General features: G+C 69.0%; 21 protein-coding genes. 10 read left to right on the top strand and 11 right to left on the bottom strand.

What is annotated here, in order from left to right; translation table 11 throughout:
• Positions 1-96 precede the first annotated feature (96 nt).
• The 3 genes from AB0L53_RS53085 to AB0L53_RS53075 are packed head-to-tail and all read left to right on the top strand — an operon-like array spanning position 97 to position 3,916.
• A complete protein-coding gene (locus AB0L53_RS53085) occupies positions 97-2,205 on the top strand; it encodes a right-handed parallel beta-helix repeat-containing protein (protein ID WP_364012712.1) in 2,109 nt (702 codons plus the stop codon).
• Positions 2,206-2,249: 44 nt separating this feature from the next.
• Complete coding sequence (locus AB0L53_RS53080; RefSeq protein ID WP_364012709.1) at positions 2,250-2,687, top strand: hypothetical protein; 438 nt, start codon at positions 2,250-2,252, stop codon at positions 2,685-2,687.
• Positions 2,684-3,916: a hypothetical protein gene (locus AB0L53_RS53075; protein WP_364012706.1), complete on the top strand. Its 1,233-nt coding sequence runs from the start codon at positions 2,684-2,686 to the stop codon at positions 3,914-3,916. The genes AB0L53_RS53080 and AB0L53_RS53075 overlap by 4 nt, the downstream gene beginning before the upstream one ends.
• A gap of 110 nt (positions 3,917-4,026) precedes the next feature.
• Here AB0L53_RS53075 and AB0L53_RS53070 read toward each other — a convergent pair whose 3' ends face one another.
• From AB0L53_RS53070 to AB0L53_RS53060, 3 genes are all read right to left on the bottom strand, one after another.
• Positions 4,027-5,166, bottom strand: a complete 1,140-nt coding sequence (locus AB0L53_RS53070; RefSeq protein WP_364012703.1) for a glycosyltransferase family 39 protein — start codon at positions 5,164-5,166, stop codon at positions 4,027-4,029.
• Entirely contained in the window at positions 5,127-5,408 is a 282-nt protein-coding gene (locus AB0L53_RS53065; protein WP_364012700.1) for a hypothetical protein, read from the bottom strand. Before AB0L53_RS53065 ends, AB0L53_RS53070 begins: the two co-directional genes overlap by 40 nt.
• A 178-nt stretch (positions 5,409-5,586) precedes the next feature.
• The gene (locus tag AB0L53_RS53060; protein ID WP_364012697.1) at positions 5,587-6,201 is read right to left on the bottom strand and encodes a TetR family transcriptional regulator; all 615 of its coding nucleotides are present in this window, start codon (positions 6,199-6,201) and stop codon (positions 5,587-5,589) included.
• A gap of 139 nt (positions 6,202-6,340) precedes the next feature.
• Here AB0L53_RS53060 and AB0L53_RS53055 point away from each other — a divergent pair, with 139 nt between their 5' ends.
• From AB0L53_RS53055 to AB0L53_RS53045, 3 genes are read left to right on the top strand one after another with little or no spacing between them, the layout of a single operon-like run.
• Entirely contained in the window at positions 6,341-7,507 is a 1,167-nt protein-coding gene (locus tag AB0L53_RS53055) for a cytochrome P450 (protein WP_364012694.1), read from the top strand.
• The gene (locus tag AB0L53_RS53050; RefSeq protein ID WP_364012691.1) at positions 7,507-7,707 is read left to right on the top strand and encodes a ferredoxin; all 201 of its coding nucleotides are present in this window, start codon (positions 7,507-7,509) and stop codon (positions 7,705-7,707) included. Before AB0L53_RS53055 ends, AB0L53_RS53050 begins: the two co-directional genes overlap by 1 nt.
• Positions 7,704-8,978 (top strand): FAD-dependent oxidoreductase, encoded by a 1,275-nt coding sequence (locus AB0L53_RS53045; protein ID WP_364012688.1) that lies wholly within the window; start codon positions 7,704-7,706, stop codon positions 8,976-8,978. The genes AB0L53_RS53050 and AB0L53_RS53045 overlap by 4 nt, the downstream gene beginning before the upstream one ends.
• A 77-nt stretch (positions 8,979-9,055) precedes the next feature.
• Here AB0L53_RS53045 and AB0L53_RS53040 read toward each other — a convergent pair whose 3' ends face one another.
• The 3 genes from AB0L53_RS53040 to AB0L53_RS53030 all read right to left on the bottom strand — a co-directional run bounded on the left by AB0L53_RS53040 (position 9,056) and on the right by AB0L53_RS53030 (position 12,367).
• Positions 9,056-10,180 (bottom strand): class I SAM-dependent methyltransferase, encoded by a 1,125-nt coding sequence (locus AB0L53_RS53040; protein ID WP_364012685.1) that lies wholly within the window; start codon positions 10,178-10,180, stop codon positions 9,056-9,058.
• Positions 10,181-10,433: 253 nt separating this feature from the next.
• Positions 10,434-11,315 carry a hypothetical protein gene (locus tag AB0L53_RS53035; RefSeq protein ID WP_364012682.1) on the bottom strand — a complete coding sequence of 294 codons (882 nt, stop codon included), beginning with the start codon at positions 11,313-11,315 and terminating at the stop codon, positions 10,434-10,436.
• A 62-nt stretch (positions 11,316-11,377) separates the two neighbouring features.
• On the bottom strand, positions 11,378-12,367 hold the full coding sequence (locus AB0L53_RS53030; protein WP_364012873.1) for a S66 peptidase family protein: 990 nt from the start codon (positions 12,365-12,367) through the stop codon (positions 11,378-11,380).
• 340 nt (positions 12,368-12,707) lie between these two features.
• On the opposite strand from AB0L53_RS53030, the gene AB0L53_RS53025 reads away from it, so the two are divergent.
• Positions 12,708-13,598 (top strand): aldo/keto reductase, encoded by an 891-nt coding sequence (locus tag AB0L53_RS53025; RefSeq protein ID WP_364012679.1) that lies wholly within the window; start codon positions 12,708-12,710, stop codon positions 13,596-13,598.
• 141 nt (positions 13,599-13,739) lie between these two features.
• Here AB0L53_RS53025 and AB0L53_RS53020 read toward each other — a convergent pair whose 3' ends face one another.
• Positions 13,740-14,633, bottom strand: coding sequence for a tachylectin-related carbohydrate-binding protein (locus AB0L53_RS53020; protein WP_364012676.1), 894 nt, complete (start codon positions 14,631-14,633; stop codon positions 13,740-13,742).
• A 420-nt stretch (positions 14,634-15,053) separates the two neighbouring features.
• Between AB0L53_RS53020 and AB0L53_RS53015 the strand changes: the two genes are divergently transcribed.
• Positions 15,054-15,764 carry a S1 RNA-binding domain-containing protein gene (locus AB0L53_RS53015; protein WP_364012673.1) on the top strand — a complete coding sequence of 237 codons (711 nt, stop codon included), beginning with the start codon at positions 15,054-15,056 and terminating at the stop codon, positions 15,762-15,764.
• Positions 15,765-16,091: 327 nt separating this feature from the next.
• Here the strand turns inward: AB0L53_RS53015 and AB0L53_RS53010 are convergent, their stop codons facing one another.
• Together AB0L53_RS53010 and AB0L53_RS53005 are read right to left on the bottom strand one after the other, a co-directional pair.
• Positions 16,092-17,864 carry an NAD+ synthase gene (locus AB0L53_RS53010; RefSeq protein WP_364012670.1) on the bottom strand — a complete coding sequence of 591 codons (1,773 nt, stop codon included), beginning with the start codon at positions 17,862-17,864 and terminating at the stop codon, positions 16,092-16,094.
• A 58-nt stretch (positions 17,865-17,922) separates the two neighbouring features.
• Positions 17,923-19,134, bottom strand: a complete 1,212-nt coding sequence (locus tag AB0L53_RS53005; protein ID WP_358188512.1) for an MFS transporter — start codon at positions 19,132-19,134, stop codon at positions 17,923-17,925.
• Between the two features lie 61 nt (positions 19,135-19,195).
• Between AB0L53_RS53005 and AB0L53_RS53000 the strand changes: the two genes are divergently transcribed.
• Positions 19,196-20,218 carry a DUF5937 family protein gene (locus AB0L53_RS53000; RefSeq protein ID WP_364012667.1) on the top strand — a complete coding sequence of 341 codons (1,023 nt, stop codon included), beginning with the start codon at positions 19,196-19,198 and terminating at the stop codon, positions 20,216-20,218.
• Here AB0L53_RS53000 and AB0L53_RS52995 read toward each other — a convergent pair.
• Together AB0L53_RS52995 and AB0L53_RS52990 are read right to left on the bottom strand one after the other, a co-directional pair.
• Positions 20,209-21,189 carry a terpene synthase family protein gene (locus AB0L53_RS52995; RefSeq protein ID WP_364012665.1) on the bottom strand — a complete coding sequence of 327 codons (981 nt, stop codon included), beginning with the start codon at positions 21,187-21,189 and terminating at the stop codon, positions 20,209-20,211. The genes AB0L53_RS53000 and AB0L53_RS52995 overlap by 10 nt on opposite strands.
• Positions 21,186-21,731 (bottom strand): hypothetical protein, encoded by a 546-nt coding sequence (locus AB0L53_RS52990; RefSeq protein WP_364012662.1) that lies wholly within the window; start codon positions 21,729-21,731, stop codon positions 21,186-21,188. The genes AB0L53_RS52995 and AB0L53_RS52990 overlap by 4 nt, the downstream gene beginning before the upstream one ends.
• Positions 21,732-21,883: 152 nt before the next feature.
• On the opposite strand from AB0L53_RS52990, the gene glnA reads away from it, so the two are divergent.
• The gene (gene glnA, locus AB0L53_RS52985; RefSeq protein WP_358538799.1) at positions 21,884-23,245 is read left to right on the top strand and encodes a type I glutamate--ammonia ligase; all 1,362 of its coding nucleotides are present in this window, start codon (positions 21,884-21,886) and stop codon (positions 23,243-23,245) included.
• The last annotated feature ends 94 nt before the right edge of the window (positions 23,246-23,339 follow it).

Here is a 23,339-nt window from a genome sequence, read left to right as displayed (position 1 = left end):
GCTCTCAGGATTGAGGTTCGGACGGCCGGGAGATTCTCCCGGCCGTTTTGATCTTGGCTCTAGGCAGAACATGAGTCCTGTTCTAGCCTCGCGGCCATGCCCCCCATGCGCAGGTTCGCCACCGTCGTCGCCCTGAGTTCGTCCCTGCTGCTCATGCTCGCCGCCCCGGCGCTGGCCCACGAAGAGCGCCCGGTCACGCTGCCCGACGGTTCGGGCACCTTACCCGTCTTACGCAGGGCGGAGCCCGATCTGCTGGTCTGTAAAACAGACGCGGACGACTTCGCCCGAAGAATCGCGACCTTCCCGGAACCCATCAAACAACGCAACCTCCACCTCTTCGCGAAATGTCGCGAAAAGGGGGTGAGGGATCTGCAGGAGGCCGTCGACCAGGTCGACCGGCCGGGCATGACCATCGCCGTACTCCCCGGCCTCTACCAGGAAGAGCCCAGCCAGGCCGCCCCCACCGGCGACTGCGCCCACCTCCCGGCCCGCTGGTCCACCTGGGGCTACCAGATCCTCTCCTTCGAACAGCAGCAGCGCTGCCCGCACAACCAGAACCTCGTCGCCATCCTCGGCAAGAAGAACCTCCAGATCGAGGGCACCGGCGCGTCCCCCCTCGACGTGATCGTCGACGCTCAGTACCGCAAGCTGAACGCCATCCGCGCCGACCGTACCGACGGTGTTTACTTCAGGAACCTCACCGCCCAGCGCACCACCTTCAACTCCCTGTACATCCTGGAGACCGACGGCTTCGTCATCGACCAGGTGCTCACCCGCTGGAACGACGAGTACGGCTTTCTGACCTTCGCCAGCGACCACGGCCTCTACACCGACTGCGAGGCGTACGGCAACGGCGACGGCGGCCTCTACCCCGGCAGCGCCTCCAACCTCAACAACGGCCGCGGCCACGAGGTCCCGCGCTACGCCATCGAGATCCGCCGCTGCAAGAGCCACGACAACGCGCTCGGCTACTCGGGCACCGCGGGCGACTCCATGTGGGTCCACGACAACGAGTTCTACGACAACATGGTCGGCGCCACGATGGACAGCCTCTGGCCCAGCCACCCCGGCCTGCCGCAGAACCACGCCAAGTTCGAGAACAACAAGATCCACGACAACAACAAGGACTACTACGAGTACACGCGCAACGGCACCTGCGCCAAGCCGCCGGCCCAGCGCGGCTACGAGCAGGGCGTGGTCTGCTCCCAGACGGGCGCCCCGCCGGGCACCGGCGTGCTGGTCGCGGGCGGCAACTACAACGTCTTCAAGAACAACCAGATCTGGGGCCACAATCGCGCGGCCTTCGGGCTCTTCGGCGTCCCCGCGTTCATCAGGGGCGAGAACGACCTCGCCAAGCAGGCCGACACCTCCAACTACAACCGCTACGAGGGCAACGTCTTCGGCGTGAGTCCCACCGGCGAGCAGCGCCCCAACGCTCTGGACGTCTGGTGGGACGGCCAGGGGACCGGCAACTGCTGGCAGGCCGACGTGGGCCGGGCCTCGCCCGCGGTGCTGCCGGTCTGCGCGGCTGAGGCGCCCGCGTTGTCCGGTGGCTCCAGCCGCTGGCTGGCCGAGCCGGTGAAACTCATCAAGCTCTACCTGTGCGCCGACTTCAGCGCCGCGCAGGCGCGGCTGCCCGCGGGCTGCGACTGGTTCGGCGCCACCGGCCTCGGCAAGGTGGAGGCCCAGCTCGCGTTGGGCGGCTCGGCCGTGCTCGCGCTGATCGCGGTCCTGTTCTGGCGGCGGACCGGCCAGGCCGTACGGCGGCGCAAGGGCGATCCGGCGGCCAACGGGGTGCCCCCGGCGATGGCCGCGCGCAGCGAGTACCGGCATCGGCTGGTCGTGGCCGGGAGCCTGTGCGGGTTCCTGGGTCTGGCGTTCGACGTGGTGGCCGCCGCCACGGGCGGGACGCTGGGGGCGGCGCTCGCGCTGCTGCTCATGGCGGGCTGGTGGCTCTGCCTGGGCGCGGCGCTGCGGCGGGGGCGGCCGGTGTTCGGCTGGTTCACGATCGTGCTGGGGGTGCTGGCGGCTGTGGACGCGTTCGACCGGGTGGTCTATCTGATTCCGGTGATCCCGCTGGGGCCCGGCTGGGTTCGCGGGCTGCTCACCGGGTTCTGGGTGCTCTGCGCGGTGGTCGTCCTGGCGCCCAGGCGGCGCGGCGGTACGGCGGAGACGGCGTCGGCTGAGGCGGGGGTGCCGGCGTGAGTGCTCGGGTGAGTGCTCACATGAGTGCTCAAGTGAGTGCTCACGTGAGGAGAGCCGTCGTCGCCCTGGTGTGTGCTCTGGCGTGCGCCAGGGCGCGTGTCCTGGTGTGTGCCCCGGCGTGTGCGTTGGCGTGTGTGCTGGTGGCGGGGTGCGGGCCGCTGTCGCAGACCCACCACAATCCCGGCAACAGCCACGAGGTCTCCACGGGACAGCCCAGCGCGCGGCCGAACGCGGCGATCGTCATCGCCGGGGGCAAGGTGAACCCGCCGTCGGGGTGGCTGGAGGTGGCCAAGGGGCAGCCGGTCAGCATCACGGTGACCAGCGACGTCGCGGACGAGCTACACGTGCACGGCTACGACCTCAAAGCCGAGCTGCGCCCCGGCGAGCCGGTGACGCTGCGGTTCACGGCGGACCTGACCGGCGTGTTCCAGGTGGAGACACACCGGAGCAAGCTCGTACTCACCCAGGTGGCGGTGCGATGACAGGCGTCACCGGGTCGGTCGGCGTGCTGGCGCATGGGGTTGGTAGTCGCAGCGATCTGCCGATTCCGCTTTTCTACGCCTATGCCGGGGCATTCGCCGCGCTCGTGCTGTCCTTTCTCGCGCTCGGGCTGCTCTGGGCGGACTCCCGCTTCCGTGGCGATCGGGCGGGGTGGGTGCTCCCGTTGCGCCTGCCTGCCCGGCCGTTGCGGGTGCTCACCCTCCTGGCCGTCGCGTACACGCTGGTCTGGCTCGTGGTCGGCCCCGCTGACGGCAACGCCGGCCCGTACCTGGTGTATGTGCTCTTCTGGGTCGGACTCGTGCCCGCTTCGCTGCTGTTCGGGCCGGTGTGGCGGGTGCTGAACCCGTTCCGGCTGCTGCCCGACCGGCCGCGCGCGCCACTGCCACCGCGGCTCGGCTACTGGCCCGCCGCCGTCGGCCTGCTGGCGTACACCTGGATGGAGCTGGTCGCGCCCGAGCCCGCCGCGCCCGCGACGCTGCTGGTCTTCTGCGGCCTGTACGGCACAGCGCAGCTGGCCGGGACCCTGGTGTACGGCCACGCGTGGCTGTCCAGGGGTGACCCGTTCGAGGTGTACTCGACCCTGATCGGCCATCTGTCACCCTTCGGCAGGCGGGCCGACGGCAAGCCGGTGCTGCGGAATCCGTTCGACGGCCTTGACGCCCTCGAACCGGCCCCCGGCCTGGTGGCCACCGTCTGCGTACTGCTCGGCGGCACCGGCTACGACGGCTTCTCCTCGTCGCCCGCCTGGGTGAACGCCCTGCAGTCCGGCTCCCTGGGCAGGGCCGGGCTAGGCACGCTCGGCCTGCTGGCGGCCATCGCCGGGGTGGCGGTGCTGTACGGCGCCTGCCTCGGGCTGGTCGGCCTGATCGGCGGGACCAGGGGACTGGCGCCCCGCTTCGCCCATTCGCTGGTGCCCATCGCGATCGGTTACCTGATCGCCCACTATTTCTCGCTGCTGCTCATCGAGAGCCAGCGCGCGATCATCCTGTCACTCGGCCTCGACGCCTCGGTGGACCAGAACGTGGTCAGCCCGGCCACGATTGCCACGGTCCAGGTGCTGGCCATCGTGATCGGGCACGTGGTGGGGGTGGTCGCCGCGCATGACCGATCCGTCCGCCTGCTGCGGCCCGACAGGGCGGTGGCGGGACAGATCCCGCTGTTCGTCCTGATGATCTGCTACACGATCGGCGGCCTGACCCTCTTCGCCTGAAGGTGCTGGGATGCCGCGACGTAGCCGAGTTCTCTGAACTTCCGTCTGATCTTGGCCGGAGAATCGGTTCACGCTCGCAGGTGCACCCATGCAAGGATCGGGGTGTCCCGTCAACAGGCGTCGCCGGGGCGCCCGACTTCGCTCAGCCGGTTTTCTCGCTCCGCCTCGGCGACGTGGACGACGACGGTGCGCTCGGCGGGCGGAGGTCCCCAGGTCCAGTAGGAATTGTGGCCGGAGTGGACCGGCGGCAGGCCCTTGCCGAGGAGGATGAGAGGGCTGGCCTCGCTGTAGCTGTTGGCAAGGATCACCGTGTGGGCGCGTTGCGCCGGGGGCAGCCCGGCCACGACCTGTTCCACGGTCGCCACGAACAGTGGCCAGCCGATCTGGTTGGCCACGTCGGGCACCGTGGCCGGCAGGGTGGTCTCGGCGTAAGCAGCGACCGGCAGGACCGGCAGGGTCAGCAGCGCGATCAGCCCACCGGAGGCGACGCCCGCCGCGCCGAACCCCGAGATCTTGAGCCGTCGATGGCCCCGGGCGATCCACTTGTCCAGGACGATCCCGCCGGCCGCCATGAACAGCGCGACGCTGCCGATCGCGTAGTACGCCTTGCCGCCGCTGAGCAGGACCAAGACCATGGCCACGAGGGCGGCGACCCCCAGCGGTCGCCAAAGCGCGGCCGCCCGCGACCCCAGCACCCAGACCAGGCCCATGACGCAGACCGGGAACAGCAAGGGACCGGTGAACAGCCACAGCAAAGGCAGGACCTGGGCGCGGTTCGTCGCCGCGTACCCGGCGATCTGCGAGGCCATCGTCAGCTGCGGCCAGCCGTTCACGGCCTGCCATGCCAGGTTCGGTGCCCACATCATGGCCGCGATCACGGCCGCGGCCCACGCCCACGGTGAGCGGACGACTTCCCAGCGCCGGCACAGCAGCACCCCAATGGCGAGCCCCGCGGCGAGGAACAGCAGCGTGTCCTTGTTCTCCAGCCCGATGCCCGCGCTCAGCCCCACCGCCACCCACAGCCGCTGATCCCCGCCGGCGAGCAGCCGCACCAGTAACCACATCACCACCGCCCAGACCAGCAGGTCCAGTTCGGTGGTGGTGTCGAGATGCCCCGCGCCGAGATACCCCGAGACGCCGGCCGTCACCGCGGCCAGTATCTGCGCCCGGCACGAGCCACCCAGATCGCGGGCGATGAACCCCACGATCATCACGACCGAGGCCATCTCCAGCGCCGGCAGGATCCGCACCGCCGTCGGCGAGGCCCCAGGATCGCGACCGACGCCGCCGACAGCAACGGCGTCAGCGGTGGCTGATCCACGTACCCGAACGCCGGATGCCGCCCCGCCACCGCGAAGTACATCTCGTCACCATGGAAGCCGTACGCCCCCGACAGGCTGAGCAACCCGGCGACCATCAGCCCGGCCACCAGCCACACCGGCCACGGCACCGCCCACGATCGGGAACCCGTCGGCGACCTCGTCACATCCACGCCGTCAACCATCGGTCGTGATCACCACCGGTCGTATCGGTAGGGCGTTCGCGATCGCCGTAGCGCAGGACCAGCCGGAAGAGGTGGCGGCCGGCTCGACCCCGCTCGACGGATCCGGTCGGCGAGGGGTTGTTCGCCGCACGGGCCGAAGCGATCCAGGTACGGCATGACCGTCACTTCACAATGCCCCCAGTCCGCGCATGGCGATCTCGACGGCACGTCGGCCCGCCTTCAAGTACTCCTCCTCCGAATGGCCGTGCAGTTCCCCGCAGGCGCGCGTCGCCGCCTGGACGGCGCCCAGCAGGGAGCCGAGCGCGGCCGCCACGCTGATCGGGTCCAGCTCGTCCGGGAAGGCCTTCACGAACGCGCCCGCGATCTTGCTCTGCAGGTCGAACAGCACATGCAGGGCCTTCGCCTGTACGGCCGGGACGGTCATGATCAGGTTGCCGTAGACCTCCATCCGCTCGCGGTCGCCGGCCAGCGGACCGTCGGCGAGGTAGCGGGTGATGACCCGGTCGTAGGTCCGCAGCAGCAGCTCCGGGACTCCTTCATCCGATGCCCGCTCGGCGAGGACCTCCAGCGCCGCCTCGTAGTAGTGCTCGGCGTCGGAGAACAGCACGTCCTCCTTGCTCGGGAAGTAGTTGAAGAACGTCTTCGTGGCCACATCCGCTTCGGAGGTGATCTGCGCGACGGTGGTCCGCTCGTAGCCCTGCTCGCTGAACAGCCGGTACGCGGTGCTGACGAGCAGCTGCTTGGTCTGGCGCTTCTTGCGCTCGCGCCGTGTCTCCTCCACGAGGATGAGCTTACATCACGACTTTTTTTACACTAGTTGTATTTTTACTCTTAGTGGTGTTAAGTGGAGCCGCGTCACCTCCAGACCAGAGAGGAATGAGATGTCCGCACCCTCGTACCCGAGCCCGATCCCGATTCCGATGACGCGTCGCCCAGGCTGTCCTTTCGACCCGCCCGAAGAGCTCGGGCACCTGCGCGCCGAACATCCCGTGGCCCCGCTGGCCTACCCCGACGGCCATATCGGCTGGCTGGTGACCAGGCGCGACCTGGTCCGCGAGGTCTTGGCCGACAAGCGGTTCAGCCACCGGGCCGAGCTCATCCACAGCCCGTTCGCCGGGTCGGCTCTCAGCGCGAAGCCCCAGCCGGCGCCGCCCGGAGGCTTCATCTCGATGGACCCGCCCGAGCACACCCGCTACCGTCAGCTGCTCACCGGCCAGTTCACCGTCCGCCGGATGCGCCAGCTCACGGGCCGGATCGAGCAGATCACCGCCGAACACCTGGACGCGATGGAGCGGCACGGCCCGCCGGTGGACCTGGTGGAGGCGTTCGCGCAGCCACTCCCGGCTCTGATGATCTGCGAACTGCTGGGCGTTCCGACCGCCGATCGGGCCGAGTTCCAGCACCACACGGCCGTGCTCGGGGGCATGGGCAAAACGCCGGAGGAGAAGGTCGCCGCCCTTACCGTGGTGCAGGGGTACATGCGCGACCTGGTGGTGGCCAAGCGCGCCGAGCCCACCGACGACCTGTTCAGCGGCCTGGCCAACGACAGCGACCTGACCGACGACGAGCTGTCCGTCATCGGCGTCATCCTCCTGGGCGCCGGGCTCGACACCACCGCGAACATGCTCGCCCTGAGTGCCTTCGCCCTGATGAGCCACCCCGACCAGCTCGCGTTCCTGCGCGCCGACGCCGGCAAGGCCGTCGAGCAACTGCTGCGCTACCTGAGCATCGTCCCCGGCCTGAGCCGGGCCGCATTGGAGGACGTCGAGCTCGGCGGGCAGCTGATCAAGGCCGGTCAGACCGTCACCGTGTCGATCCCGGCGGCCAACCACGACCCGCACCAGTTCGCCGATCCCGATGTGCTCGATCTGAGCAGCCCGGCCACCGGGCACGTGACCTTCGGCCATGGCGTCCACCAGTGCCTGGGCCAGCAGCTGGCCCGCGTCGAGCTGCAGGTCGGCCTGCCCGCGCTGTTCGAGCGGTTCCCGACGCTGCGCCTGGACGTACCGGCCGAGGAGGTGCCGCTGCGCACCGACATGATGATCCACGGCGTGCACCGGCTCCCGGTCACCTGGGACGTGGTGTGATGCACATCGACGTGGACCCGGAACGCTGCTGCGCCGCGGGCATGTGCGTGCTCAGCGCTCCTGAAGTGTTCGACCAGCACCCCGACGACGGCGTAGTGGTCCTGCTCGACCCCGCACCGCCGCCCGAACTCCACGCGGCCGTCCGCGAGGCCGCGCTGCTGTGCCCGGCCACGGCCATCGCTTTGACGGAGGAGCCGTGAGCGGTGTGCTCATCGTCGGCGCCTCGGCCGGGGGGCTCACCGTGGCGGAGGTGTTGCGGGCCAAGGGGTACGCCGGGCAGATCCGGCTGGTCGGTCAGGAGCCGCATTTGCCCTATGACCGGCCACCGCTGTCGAAGGAGGTGCTGGCCGGATCCTGGCCCGCCGAACGCGTCTTCCTGCGCGACCCCGCCCGGCTCGACGCGCTCGGCGCCGAGTTCATCCTCGGCCGCCGCGCCGAACGGCTCGACACCGCCGCCCGTACGGTGGATCTCGACGACGGGCGGACGCTGTCCTACGACACGCTCGTCATCGCCACCGGGCTGAGCCCGCGCCGGCCGCCGTTCCTGGGGGACCTTGCCGACGTGCACACGTCGCCCACTCAGGACCTTGTCGGCGTGCATACGTTGCGCACCCTCGACGATGCCCTGGCCCTGCGCGAGCGGCTGCGCGGGGCACGGCGGGTCGCGGTCATCGGCGCGGGCGTGCTCGGCTGCGAGATCGCCGCCACCGCTCGCACCCTGCGCGCTGAGGTCACGCTCGTCGACCCCCTGCCGACCGTGATGGTCCGCCAGCTGGGCGACGAGCTCGGCAACCTGGTGGGGGCACTCCACGAAAGCCATGGAGTCCGGGTATGCACCGGGGTGGGCGTGGCCGGCCTGACGGGAGCGGCTGCCGGAGATGATCCGGGCAGGGACGGCCCGGGTGCGGATCGTCTGGGCGGGGGTGGTCCGGCCGAGCGGGTCGGTGCGGTCGAGTTGACCAGCGGCGAGAGTGTCCCCGCCGACGTGGTGGTGATCGCCGTCGGGTCCGTCCCGGCCACCGGCTGGCTGGCCGGAAGCGGCCTGTCGCTCACCGACGGCATCGAGTGTGACTCCCACTGCCGGGCCGCACCGGGCGTGTACGCCGTCGGCGACGTGGCCCGCTGGCACCACGAGCTCCTGGGGACGAGCATCCGCCTGGAGAACCGCACCAACGCCACCCAGCAAGCCATGGCCGTGGCCGCCGACATCATGGGCGACGGCGCGCCGTACACCCCGATCCCGTACTTCTGGACCGACCAGTACGACGTCAAGCTCCAGATGCACGGCCACATTCCACCCGGCGCCCGCCTGCGCCCCCTTGACGGAGAGCCGGGCAGCGGCCGGTTCGCCGCCCTGGCCGAAGCGGACGGCGTCCCCACCGCGGCGATCGGCTGGAACCATCCGCGCGGCGTCAGGCTCGCCCGCGGGCACGTCACCGACGCCCTCCGATCCATGACTAGCGGGACCTGAACACCTGGGGGTGTCTTGTCGAGTGGCCAGGTCGAATTCGCACGGAGCCGGAGTTCTGCGCGGCAGAACAGCGCCACTCAGGTGTCGAGTCGGTACAGGCGGAAGAAGTCGTTGTCGACCGGCAGCACGGTGCATCGGGCGAAACCGGACTCACGCGCCCACTCTCCGACGGTCTCCGCGCGCAGTACCGTGCCCGTGGCCGCCGAAGGCTTCTCGGCGAGTTGTGCGGGCAGGCAGTGGGTGACGCTCCAGCCGTACATCATCCTTTCGACCTTGTCGCCGGGCGCGCTGAAGCGGTCGGCCACCCGCTCGTCGACGACGAGCACCGTGCCGCCAGGGATTAGGGCCGTGTGGACGGCCCGTAGCACCTGGACCGGTTGGGGCAGGTCGTGCAGGGCTTCCAGGATGAGTACGAGGTCGTACGGGCCGGTGTCGGGCAGGCGCTGGGCGTCGGCGTGCACGAAGCGCACCCGTCCTTCGAGATCGCCATCTTCGAGGTCGCAGTCGGCGGCGTGGCGGCGGGCGTCGGCGATTGAGGCCGCGTCCAGGTCGAGGCCGTCCACCCACGCGCTGGGGAAGGCGCGAGCCATGGCCAGGGTCGACCATCCCTGCCCGCAGCCGACGTCGGCGATGTGCGGGTGCGGCGCCGCCTCCAGGCGGTCCACGACGTCCGGCATCGCGGCCAGCCAGTCCGTGGGCAGTTCGTGGGTGAAGGCGGGGCGGTTGATGTGGCCCTGGCCGTGCCGGAAGGCGTGGCCGTAGTCCTGGTAGGGAACGCCGTCACCGGTGCGGTAGGCCTGTGCCACCTCGGTCAGGACGCCGCCGATTCCAGCGAGCATGTGGGCCAACGGCGCCACATGCGCGGGGTCGTCGGCGTGCGTCAGCACACGGGCGTACGCGGGGTCCAGGCGATAGCGCCGTTCCCTGTCGGCGGCCTCGGGGAGGCCCGGTTCGACCTGCAGAAAGCCGGCCACGGCCTGCTGGTCCAGCCATTCGCGGGCGTAACGCGCCGCGATCCCGGCCTGCTCGCCGAGCTGCGCGGCGGTCAGGGGACCCCGTTGTTCCAGTACGCGGTAGAGGCCGAGTTCGGCTCCCAGGTAGACCGAGAAGAGTTCGAGGGCGCCGATGGTGGTGTCCAACAGTCGCTCGACGAGCTGCTCGGTACGGGCTTCCGAGCTGGTGTCGATGTTCAAGGCGTCCATGGCCGCCTCTTCTCCTCAAGGACGTCATGGCAGAAGAGCAGAAGAGTCGCCTGCCCGGAGATCCGCCGGTATGCGGGACGACATGTACGTGAATACGCATTTTTGAGATTGGTTGCCAGTCGGCGGCCGCCGCGTACTGTCGAGCGAACTTGAGGCGACCTGTCTTTTGCCAACTCATCGAACTTGCTGGTCATTCGCGTTGGCGCGAGGACCTCTTGAGGAAGCTCGGGGCGCTGCCGCGGAGTTCCGCGAATCACGAAGGCGGCTGCAGGCCTTCGTACATCGGCAGCATGTGATCGAGCCGGGTCGTGAATTGCGGTCGGCCCAGGTCCTGGTAGGCGCGCGTCCAGAGGGGGAGCAGGATGGAAAAGTGGGCGATGTCGCGGTGGAACGCGTCCATGATTCCGTGCAGGGCGGTTGCCGGGAACCCCGCGTCCAGCAGTTGGCCGGCGTCGGCGAGGACGTCGTCCAGCCGGTAGGAGTCCATGGGGCCATCGGGGGCGAACGCGTCCGCCGGGGCCAGTACCCCGGGTCCGATTCCGTACGCGCCGGGCTCGTGTCTCCATCCGGACGGGACTGTGAGCTCAAGGGGCACCACCGCGTCGAAACCGTCCGGGGTGATGGCGCGTTCAGGGGCGGGGTCGAGGTCGAGCTCGGCGGCGACGTGGGCGATGAGGGAACGGTCGTCGTCGCGGAGGTTCTCTCTGCGGAGACCGAACGAGAGCATCCACTCCAGGCCGGCCCGGGTGTCCCTGGCGATGACGCGTCCTCCGGGTTCCTGACCGAAGAGGGCGACAGGGTGGTCGGTACCGCCCAGTTCCGGCGCGGGCACCACCCAGCCGACGTAGGTGCCATTGCCCAGATGGCCGAATTGCAGATAATCCGGCGTGGCGAACAACGGCACGTGGTCCCCTCGCCACGCCGGACCTGGATAGGCGTCTTCCCAGCCGTCGGGAGCGCGGGGAACGGATTCCAGGTCGAACATGAAGTCGTAGTGCGTTGTCAGGAGTTCGTCGTCGTACACCTCCTCGTCGATGAAGGCGTGCGGCCAGGCGATGTCGACCAGTTTGGCGAGCGCGGGCGGCGTAGGAAAAGGGAATAGGTCGTCAACCCAGGCCGGGGGCACAGCAGTCATGGCGATCAAGCTGCCACTCGCCCGGCGGGCGCGGCAAGCGGTTCGTGTCGGCCAGCCCCCGGTCAGTGACGGAGGAGCGTCAGGCCTGTCTGGCCGTTGGCGACGGTGAGCTGGGCTTGGCCGCCGACCGGAAAGGTGGTCAAGGGGTTGGTATGGCCGACGTCGATGTTGGCGAGGACGGGGATGCCGGTCAGTGTCGGCTGGGCGTCGATGATCTGTTCCAGCAATGGGCGGGTCATATTGCTGGCGCGCTGGAACCGTCCGATCGCCAGTCCTCGAATCCGCGGAGCATCGGGAAGCTGTAGCAGCGAGGTCAGATTGCGGGCGAAGGTCGCCGGCTGCGACTCGAAGTCGTCCTCGATGATCAGTATCGCGTCGTCGAGAGATGGCATGAAGGCGGTGCCTTGCAGCAGGTGGAGGGTGCACAGATTGCCGCCGACGATTCGCCCCTCGGCGATGCCGGGCCGGATCGGCCACCATCCCTCGTTGGGTGTCAGCTCGCGCTTGTCCTGGTCGAGGAACCAGAGATCGTCGCTCCAATGCGCTGCCGGGGTCAGGGTGATCGGAGCGGTGTCGAACATGACCGAGGTGAACCAGCGCAGGGTCTGCTCGAGGTGGTCTCGCATTCCGAACGTCGACCAGTGCGGGCCGGAGTAGGTGACCAACCCGGTGCGGGCGAGGATGGCGTTCTGCAGCGCCGTGATATCGGAGTATCCGCACAAGATTTTCGGGTTGGCGCGGATCAATTCCCAGTCCAGGTACGGCAGGAGCTCATTGGAGTTGTAGCCGCCGATGACCGTCAGAATCGCCGCGACCGATGGGTCCGCGAATGCCTCGTGCAGGTCGGTGACGCGTGAGGCGATGCTGGAGGAGTTGAACGCGTCTCGCTCGTCGACATGGCTGCCATAGGAGAGCGTCAGGCCGAGTTCGGCGAATCGAGTGTTGATGATGTCGGTGTGGTCGTGTTCCATCACGAACGCGCGGGACACAGCCGGTGCCACCACTCGTATGACGTCGCCGTCGGTCAGCTTGGGAGGGAAGATCACATCCATCATCGTCGGAGTGTATGGGTCAGGGCCTCGGCATCGTTGATATTTATCGGCTCCTTGGTCACGTGGAGGCCGAGGGTGGCAAAGGTCGCGGATGGTTTGGGAGAGGTTGTCGACTGTCTTTGCTGAGGAAGCACGTGGACGCTTGAGAAGAGCGGGGCATTGGCACGGGAAACGGCTGTGACGTGGGAGTCTGCGCTGTGAGGGGTACTGGCAAGGTCCCCCATCCGACCTGCTGGGGAGCTGTTCCCAGGGCTGTCAGCTCGGCGCTCCATCTATTCCTGGCCAGGGAGGTACTGGCGTGCTCTCCCTCGCACGGCCGGGGCTTCCTACGGTGGATGTCATGACCACTACTTCTCTCCAGTTGAACAACGGCGTCGTGATGCCGGCTCTCGGCTTCGGCGTCTTCCAGTCGTCCCCGGAAGAGACCGCCGCGGCGGTCGAGACCGCGCTGAAGACGGGCTACCGGCACATCGACACCGCCGCCGCTTACGGCAACGAGCGTGAGGTGGGCGAGGGCATCCGGCGTTCGGGGCTGGACCGCTCGGAGGTGTTCATCGAGACCAAGGTCTGGGTGAGCGACTACGGGTACGACCGGACTCTGCATGCCTTCGACAAGGCCGCCGGGAAGCTCGGTGTGGAGCAGATCGACCTCCTGATCCTGCACCAGCCGGCACCGAAGGGATTCGACGCGACCATCGCCGCCTCTCGAGCGCTCGAGAAACTTCTGTCCGACGGCAAGGTCCGCTCCATCGGGATCAGCAACTTCATGCCCCGGCACCTGGCCGAGCTGATCGAACGCACCGATGTCGTGCCCGCGGTGAACCAGATCGAGCTGCACCCCTACTTCACCCAGCCCGAGGTGCGGCAGGCCGACTCCGAGTACGGCATCCTCACCCAGGCGTGGTCGCCCATCGGCGGCATCACCTTCTATCCCGGCTGGGGGGAGCACCGCAGAAGCGTGCTTTCCGATCCGGTGCTGGGCGAGATCGCCGACGCGCACGGGAAGACGCCGGCGCAGGTCATGCTCCGCTGGCACCTGCAGCAGGGGCGTTCCGCCATCCCGAAGTCCGTCAATCCCGCCCGCATCGCCGAGAACTTCGATGTGTTCGACTTCGAACTGTCAGCCGAGGAGATCGCCCGCGTCGACGCGCTCGACACCGGCGTGCGCAGCGGTCCGGACCCCGACGAGCGAGACCCGATCAGCCTGGGGATCGTGATTCCCGAGGCGTGAGCGCCGCTTCGCCTGACGACCGTGAAACGCTCGGAGCCGGAAATGACTGCTCCCGAATTTGAGCTTGACCACCGGGTCACCTGACCGTCTTTCAGGGGGATATGTCCCCTGCGTGCGGGTGGAGGCGAGGAGACGGTCCTCTTAACCGGAGATCTGTCCGGTGAGGAAACGTGGACTGCCGAGGTATGTCCACCCGGTGTAGCCCGGCTTGTAAACGCCTGGTTCGAGATATTTGAACCATCTGAGCTCGCCGCTGCGGAGCAGGACGTAAAAGACGCCCCGGTAGGCCGTCTCGTCCTGGTGGATCAGCCATCCGGTGCCGTTGGGTTCGTAATCGTCTCTGAACCAGGTCCGGCCGCCTTTCTCGGGTGCGCGCTGGCGGTGCCAGGACAGCTCTCCGCGTGCGTCGATGGTGAACAGGACGCCGTCTTCCAATGCGACGAGGCGGCGGTAGCGTTGCCAGCCCCGCTTGACCACCTTGCAGCGACCGGCGTTCACCCATGGATCGGCGGCGTCCGGTCCCAGATAGCGATACCAGCAGAGTTGGCCGTTGGGCCGGAGGCCGTAGAAGATCTGGTCCGAGCCGTTTCCGGGGGCGGCGGTGAAATCCCTGAATGCGTTGAACCCATGCCCGATACCCTGGCCGGAGTCGGCTTCCAGACGTGCGCCCGGCTGGTATTTGAAGAGGAACAGGTCGCCTGACGCGTCCACCCCATAAAGGGAACCGTCCGCTCCTGCCTCCAGCCAGCGGAATCGGTTCCAGCCGCCGCCTAGTTCCTCTCCCTTTGGGGTCAGCCACTTGGCGACGCCGTTCTCGGGATCGGTGTGGACGAATCGGCGGAGGGTTCCGTCGGCGAAGATCGCGTAGAGCACACCGGAACCCGCATAGGTGATCTTTCTGGCCTTTTCGAAGGATGGGAGCGGTGCCTGTGCCACCTTCGCGGTCTGCGATGGCGGTGTGTCGTCGCCGAGGAAGCGCACATAGGCGGGTATCGCGGCGATGGCGGGGATCAGCACGGCTCCGGCCAGCCACATCAGGAAGGTGTGGCGATCGACCCGCCTGCGGGGCTCCTCTACTCGGGATGACTTCTCTTTCCGCGGCTCTTTCTGTGTCCGGGGGAGTGCGGCGGTGCGGGCACGGGAACGTGGTGGCATCGGAGGTTCTCGTCCGGAGGGAAGGGGCGAGACCAATGACAACATGTCGTCGCTCTCCGCGCTAGCACAATCACGAAAAGTGAGCACGAGTCAGGGCGTGAGCGAGCCGCAGGGCGCAGTGGGGTCCGGCCCCGAAGTCCTTCGGGGCTGATGGGGTTGTGGGTGATCAGGCGGCGGCGTATGCCAGGTGGAGATCGCACGCCTGGTCGAAGGCGTCTCCGGTGAAGGATCGACGAAGTCCGCTTAGTGCGGTGGCCGTGTAGGTTCGCCGGGTTGGTAGTCGGGGCGGTTGGATGAGCGGTGACGTCCGATCCGACCTCTGGAGACGTGGATTCGGTGCAGCGCACGTCCCTTCAAGACCGCAGCGTGAGCACACCTCCTGACCAGAGCACAGCTCATGAAAGGCTGGGCGGCATGATTGGGATGGGCGGACCGTCTGAGAACCCAGAACTCTGGGCGTTCCTGGAATCACTGCACTGCGGCGAGATCCTTTCCGGCACCGTCACAGCGATCGAACGGTTCGGCGTGTTCGTGGTGCTGGACGACGGCCCCGACCACCCGGTCTTCCCAGGCGTCGGGTTCATCACGATCCCCGAGTTGTCCTGGCGGCGCTTCGAAGCAGCTTCGGACGTCGTTCAGGTCGGACAGCGCGTTTCATGTGAGTTCCTCCAGTTCGACACATGGAACCTAGAGGCCAGACTGTCTTTGCGAGCGATGCAGCCGGACCCCTTCCAGGCGTTCGCCGACGGCAATGCGGTGGGCCGGAAACTACATGGACAGGTCACCAAGCTGGTCCCGTTCGGCGTCTTCGTTCAGGTCGCCGACGGAATCGAAGGACTGGTCCACCTACGAGAGCTCACATGGACGCCCGTGGAAGCTCCGTCGGATGTCGTCCAGGTCGGCGATGAAGTCACGGTCGTCGTCACCGAAATCGACCGGGAGCGACGCAGACTGGCCCTCTCCCGACGACAGGCTCACCCGACCACCGGTGACTCCTCCGTATTGCGGTAACACGGTTTTCCTGCGTGAGCGTTCCAGGGCGCCAGTCGCCTGCGCGGCGAAGGGGAGCCCCCTGCCCCAACGCGGCGAACCTATGCGGCCACAGCATTAGCGAGCGGTCATGACGCCCCTGGCTGGTGGAAAGAGGTGTCCCACTGGCCTCGGGCCGGGGGAGCGCGAGGGGGCTGGCAAGCCCTCTCGCCAAGGGGCGAAGCCTCCCGTGAGACTGCCCGAGCGCAGCGAGGACCATGCTTGTCGGGGGTCGAAGGGGGCGGCAGCCCCCTGGGAGGCGCTGCCCGAGCCATGGGCGCGCAGCGCCTCCGTGATGAGGACCATGCCTTAGGAGGTGGTTTCGCGCCACCTGTTGGTGATGGGGAGGCGGCGGTCGCGGCCGAAGTTCTTCGGGGTGATCTTCGGGCCCGGCGGGTACTGCCGGCGCTTGTACTCCGCCGTGTCCACCAGCCGGATGATGCGCGTCACCAGGGCGGGGTCGTGGCCGGCCGCGATGAGCTCCTGTACGCCCATGTCCTTCTCGACGTAGTCGTCGAGCAGCCGGTCCAGCACCTCGTACGGCGGCAGCGAGTCGGTGTCGCGCTGGTCGGGCCGCAGTTCGGCGCTCGGCTCCTTGGTGATCGAGTTCTCCGGGATGGGCCGTTCGGCGTCGAGGCGGAACGACGGGTCGCCGTGGGCGTTGCGCCAGCGGGACAGCTCCCACACCATCGTCTTCGGTACGTCCTTGATCGGGGCGAAGCCGCCCGCCGAGTCGCCGTACAGCGTGGAGTAGCCCGTCGCGAGCTCGCTCTTGTTGCCGGTCGTCAGCACCAGATGGCCGTGTTCGTTGGACAGGCCCATGAGGATCGTGCCGCGGACGCGGGCCTGCAGGTTCTCGGCGGCCAGCCCGGACAGGTCGATCTCCTTCTCGAAGGCGTCGACGATCTCGCCGATCGGCACTACCTGGGCGTTGATGCCCTGCCTGCGTACCAGCTCCTCGGCGTCGCCGAGCGAGTGGTCGGAGGAGTAGCGCGAGGGCATCAGCACCACGTGGACCCGGTCGGGCCCGACCGCGTCGGAGGCGATGGTCGCGGTCAGCGCCGAGTCGATGCCGCCGGACAGGCCCAGGATCACCGACTGGAAGCCGTTCTTGACCACGTAGTCGCGTACGGCGAGCACCAGCGCCGAGTAGACCTCCGCGTGCGGGTCCAGGCGCTCGGCCACCGGCGCGGGCACGGGCTCGCGCGGCTCGACCGGGTCGGACGACAGCACCAGGCGGTCCACGGTGATGGTGGAGCCGTCGCCCGTGTCGTACGGGAACGACCCGGTCTCGGCAGTGGAGACCGGGAGGTCCAGGTCCACCACGAGCAGTTCCTCGCGGAACTGCCCCGCGCGCGCTACCAGCTCGCCCGCCGCGTCCACCACGATCGAGTCGCCGTCGAAGACCAGCTCGTCCTGCCCGCCGACCTGGTTGACGTAGACGAGCGCGCACCCGGCCTCACGCGCCCTGCGCGCGCACAGCTCCAGGCGTACGTCGTCCTTCTCCTTCTCGTACGGCGAGGCGTTGGGCGCGACCAGCAGACCGGCACCCGCCTGGCCGACCACGGCCACCGGGCCGCCCTCCTGCCACAGGTCCTCGCAGACCGCGATCGCCACGTCGACCCCGTGCAGCCGGAAGATCGGCAGCCGGTCGCCGCGCACGAAGTAGCGGTATTCGTCGAACACCCCGTAGTTGGGCAGGTGGTGCTTGGCCGTGCGGACGACCACCTCGCCCCGGTAGAGCACCGCGGCGGCGTCGAGTGAGGCGCCCTTGGGCTGGCCGATGCGCGGCGCGAGACCCGCCCGGTCGACGTAGCCGACGACCACGGGCAGCTCGCCCAGCCCCTCCTCCCGCAGTCTGAGCGCGACCTCGCCCAGCGTCCTGATGCTGGCGTCCACGAAGGACGTGCGCAGGACCAGGTCCTCCACCGGATAGCCGGTCAAGAACATCTCCGTGAAGACGACCAGGTGCGCGCCGCGATCCGCGGCGTCGCGGGTCCACGTGAGCAGTCGGTCGGCGTTGCCGGAGAGGTCGCCTACGGTCGGATTGGTCTGTGCCAGCGCGATACGGAGATGTGCCACAAAGGTCAGCCTAGTACGGTGCCGTTTTTATCGTCCAAGCGACGAAAAGTGGGTTCGCTCACAGAGCCGGCTGGAGGGCGCGCCGCCTGATCGCCGGGCCGAGCGCCAGCATGGCCACCGCCGACAGCAGTCCGACGCCGCCCACCGTGAACCACAGGGCCTGCGGCCCCACGTCCAGCAGCGCCCCACCGGCCAGCGGCGCCAGCACCGAGGCGACCGACCACGCGAACCCGAACAGCCCCGAATACCGCCCCCGCAGGTGCGCGGGCGCCAGCGCCGCGACGATGGTCCCCGCGATGCCCGCCGTCATGATCTCGCCGGCCGTCCAGACGGCGATGGTGACGCCCAGCCAGACGGCATCGGTGACGAAGGCGGTCAGCGCGAACCCGGCCCCCGTGATGGCCAGCCCCAGCGCGAGCGTCCTGGCGGCGTCCAGGCGGCCGATCCAGCCGGACACCAGCGGCTGCACGATGACGATCAGCACCCCGTTCAGTGCCATCGCCACCCCGAACTCCCCGGTGGACAGCCCCGCCTGCTTGACCATCGCGACCGGCAGCATGGTCACCGTCTGCATGTACACCAGCGCCTGCCCCAGCACGACGAGCGTGAAGGCGACCATCACCCGGTCGCGCAGCACGACGCCGAACCCGCCCGCCGACTCCCGCTCGGCCGTGCGCGTCTCGGGGACCGCCCGCCAGACCAGTACGGCGAAGATCACGCTGCTGACGGCGTCGATCCAGAACAGCCAGCCGAACCCGAGCTGGGCCAGCCACCCGCCCGCCGTCATCCCGACCGCGTAGCCGAGGTTGATGGCCCAGAACAGCAGCCCGTACGCCCTGGGCCGTTCCACCGGCGAGACCAGGTCCGCCACCAGCGCGTTGGACGCGGGCCGGTAGGCGTCGACCACCAGCCCCAGCACGAACATCGAGGTCGTGATCGCGGCCAGGGAGGTGCTGTATCCCAGGGCCAGCATCGCGGCCGCGGTGGCGATCATGCTGCCGGACAGCGTGGCCCGCCGCCCGATCCGGTCGGTCAGCCACCCGCCGAGCAACTGCGAGATCAGCGACCCCGCGCCGAACACGGCCATCACGAGCCCCGCGCCCGCCACGGAGACGCCTCTGGCTTGTGTCAGATAGACGCCGGTGAACGGCATCACCATGGTGCCCAGGCGGTTCACCAGCGTGCCGCTCCACAGGGCCCAGAACGGCCGGGGGAGTCCGCCCACCTGGGACCTCAGGAACGATTGCTTCTCAACAACAGTGCTAGTCACGGGACTAAGACTGATCTTTCGCCTTTGGTGGCCGCGAACGATTTAGGGCACACTAAAAGGTATGTCGGTGATGTGGGTGATGCGGCCGGAGGACGTCGCGCGGATCAGGTTCGCGTTCTCGCCGATGTGGGAGCTGGTCGCCAGCCTGCGTACGCTGCAGGACCCGGCCAGGCAGTCGATCCACCTGCCGTGGATCAAGTGCGTCCGCCCCCGCCTCGCGGAGCTGGACCTGACCGAGTTGTTCGCGCTCGTCCCGCCGAGTGGCTATCTCGCCGATTTCATCACTCCGCCGCCCGACACGCCGCTGCCGGACTTCACCGCCGAGCTGGATCGCGTACGGCTCACCCCGCCCGAACGGGCCCGCGCCGAGGCGGCCGAGGTACGGGGAGCGGACCGGGCGGTGATCGAACGGTTCATGGCCGACCCGGCGGCGGGCGTGGCCCGGGTCGCCGACGCGCTGCAGGCCTACTGGGAGACGTGCTTCGCCGAGTTCTGGCCGCGCGTCTACGGGCTGCTGGAGCGCGACGTGCTGCGCAGGTCGCGGCAGCTGGCCCAGGGCGGTGCCCGTGAGCTGTTCGCCGCGCTCGATCCGGCCGTGGCGTGGACGGGGGAGCGGCTGCACATCGACCGGCCGTGGTGCACGATGGACAGGCTCGGCGCCGGGCTGCACGGTGACGGGCTGGTGCTGGTGCCGAGCGCGTTCTACTGGCCGTCGGTGGCCGTGATGTCGGCCCCGTACCAGTCGATGCTGGTCTATCCGGTGCTGGGCGTCGGGACGCTGTGGGAGCAGGGCCCGCCGCCCGCGCCCGAGGCGCTGGCAGCGCTCATCGGGCGCAGCCGGGCGCGGATCCTGCTCGCGCTGGCCGAGCCCAGCACGACCTCGGCGCTGGCCGGGCGCATGTCGCTCACGCCCGGCGCCATCAGCCAGCACCTCGGCGTGCTCAGCGGCGGCGGGCTGGCCGTCGGGATGCGCGTCGGCAAGCAGGTCGTCTACCGCCGCACCGCCGCGGGCGACACGCTGGCCGCGAGCACGCCCGCCCCCATGCTTGCTCCCACGCCCGCCATCGCCGGTCGTCAGGTGTAGCGGGTCGACTCCAGGAGCCAGTCGAGGTGGGCGCGCGGCGCGGCCAGGTAGGCGCACGCCACCTTGCTCACATCGCGCGCCAGCCTGGGCGTGAGCGTGTCGAGCGGCAGGCGCCGGGCCGCCTCGCGCATGTCCTGGCAGCGCTCGGCGATCCGGTCGAGCACCCACGCCGTGGCCTCCGGCTGGTCCAGGCCGAGCTGGTGCATCACGACCACGACGAGGTTGTGCCCGTCGCCGCGTTCCTTGGGCAGTGAGGCCACGTCGTTGCACCAGGCGGTCACGTCAGTGCAGGCGTCGACGAGCTGCTGCCACGGCTCGCAGGCGTGCACCCACGCGGGCACCTCCACGCGCAGGCACGGCTCCACGAGGTCGTAGAGATACGGGCCGACGGTCCCCCTGCGCAGCGCCGGATACTGCTCCAGGGTCGGTACGCGGCCCGTGGCGCGGTTCTCGGCCTCGATGCGGCAGGCGTCGTGCTGACGCCGCAGGTTGGCCGCGAACCTGGTCCGCCACAGGTCGCTCATCCGGGCACTGGTCACCCGCCACAGGTCGGCGAAGGCCGCCTCCAGCGGGTGGGCCGCGCCGCCCGCCAGCAGGCCCTGGAAGACCTCCAGCCGGCCCGGCCCCTCGTCGAGCTCGTCGTCGAGGTTGAACAGCCAGGTCAGCCACTGCGCGAACAGCGCCGCCGCGGCCGCGTCGAACTCGGCGAACGCGCGGCCCGCCATGCGGTGGAACCCCACACCGGGACCCGCGTGGAGATCGGTCCGCCGGGCCCAGTCAAGGACGGCCGCCTCGATCGCGTACACGGCCGGATGCATGCGGCAGGGCTCCGCCATGGCGGGCACCCGCTCGGTGAGCACCAGCAGCGTGGTGGCGGCGGGCGCCCCGCGGCGCGGCCCGGGAGCCAGGGGCTTCCACTGGAGCATCGACCTCAGGGCGGTGCGCACCGAGGTGATCACGTCGGTACTCATAGGGGACCAAAGAGCCAGTTGCCCGCGGCGCTCGGGTCGTCGCTGACGTAGTACTGCCGGGCGGCCACGATCAGCTCGTCCACGGTCAGCACGCCCCTGCCCGCCCGGTCGAGCCGGTCGAATGCCTCGTCCACGTCGTCGTAGGCGGTGCCGAAGGCGCTCAGCAGCGTACGGAACTCGCGGGGCCCGATCAGGCCGTCGCCGTCGTCGTCGCAGAGGCTGGCCACGGCCGCCGTGGCGGGCCGGAACACCGGCTCGTACAGGTCGCCCTCGACGAACGCCGCCGTCATGCCTTCGCGGAACTCCTCCCGCAATATCTGGCAGTCGGCGTCCCGGCCGAGCACTTCGGACAGGGTCGACCAGATCCCGTCGAAGCCGGCGACGAGATCGCTGCCGGTGACCGAGGTTGGGGACTCTCCGAATCCCACCAGGAGCCGTGCACCCAACCCCAGCAGGTCCACACGCTCGATGACGCCCTCGTCGCCCGCGTCGATGTGGTCGAAAGCCCTATCAAGCTTGTGATTGAGCAGGTCGATAGCCACCAATGCCTCCCCCGAGACTGACTGCGTGATCACGATAGGTCCGGCCGGGCTCTTTGTCAGCGAGGCTCGCACCGGGACCCCACGTAACGTGTGCGAAACACGGACACGGCATCCTGATAGGGAACTCAGTACTGTCTTCGCTAGGGGATGCTTTGGACCGCCAGCAGGAGTTCGTGCTCCGCACGCTCGAGGAACGCGACATCCGGTTCATCCGGCTCTGGTTCACCGACGTTCTCGGCTTCCTGAAGTCGGTGGCGATAGCCCCGGCCGAGCTCGAAGGCGCCTTCGCCGAGGGCATCGGCTTCGATGGCTCGGCCATCGAGGGCTTCGCCCGGGTCTATGAGGCCGACATGCTGGCCAAGCCGGACCCGGCGACGTTCCAGATCCTGCCGTGGCGCAGTGAGACGCCGGGCGCGGGCCGCATCTTCTGCGACATCCTCATGCCGGACGGCTCGCCGTCGCACGCCGACCCGCGCTGGGTGCTCAAGCGCACGCTCGCCAAGTGCGCTGACATGGGCTTCACCTTCTACACCCACCCGGAGATCGAGTTCTTCCTGCTGAAGAACCGGCCCGAGCCGGGTCAGCGCCCCGAGCCGATCGACTCCGGCGGCTACTTCGACCACACCCCGCACAGCTCTGGCCACGACTTCAGGCGCCAGGCGATCATGATGCTGGAGTCGATGGGCATCTCGGTCGAGTTCAGCCACCACGAGGGCGCGCCCGGCCAGCAGGAGATCGACCTGCGCTACGCCGACGCGCTCACCACGGCCGACAACATCATGACCTTCCGGCTGGTGATGAAGGAGGTCGCGCTGGAGCAGGGCATCTGGGCCTCCTTCATGCCCAAGCCGTTCACCGAGCACCCGGGCTCCGGCATGCACACCCACATGTCGCTGTTCGAGGGCGACCGCAACGCCTTCTACGAGGCCGGTGCCGACTACCAGCTCTCCAAGACCGGCCGCTCGTTCATCGCGGGGCTGCTCAAGCACGCCGCCGAGATCACGGCCATCACCAACCAGTGGGTCAACTCCTACAAGCGCCTCTGGGGCGGCGCGGAGGCCATCGCGGGCCAGGGCGGCGAGGCGCCGTCCTACGTCTGCTGGGGCCACAACAACCGGTCCGCGCTGGTACGAGTGCCGATGTACAAGCCGCACAAGGGCGGCTCGACGCGCATCGAGTTCCGCTCGCTCGACTCGGCCTGCAACCCCTACCTGGCCTTCGCGCTGATCCTCTCGGCCGGCCTGAAGGGCATCGAGGAGGGCTACGAGCTCCCGGCCGCCGCCGAGGACAACGTATGGACGCTCACCAGCGCCGAGCGGCGCGCCCTGGGCATCCAGCCGCTGCCGCAGTCGCTGGACGAGGCCATCGCGGTCATGGAGCAGAGCGAGCTGGTGGCCGAGACGCTGGGCGAGCACGTCTTCGACTTCTTCCTGCGCAACAAGCGGACGGAGTGGCGCGAATACCGGCGCCACGTCACCGAGTTCGAGCTTGGCCGCTACCTGCCGGTCCTGTAAGCGCGGGGCGGCGGGTGCGTCGTGACACGCGCCGCCCGAGCTCCGAGCCAGACCGTGTCGGTGCCGGACCTCGGCTTGGTGTCAACAGGTCGTA

Origin of the sequence: Nonomuraea sp. NPDC052129 (assembly GCF_040680095.1) — a bacterium.
GTDB lineage: Bacteria > Actinomycetota > Actinomycetes > Streptosporangiales > Streptosporangiaceae > Nonomuraea.
Note: the sequence above shows the minus strand (reverse complement) of the source record. Positions and strands in the feature narration are given on the sequence as shown.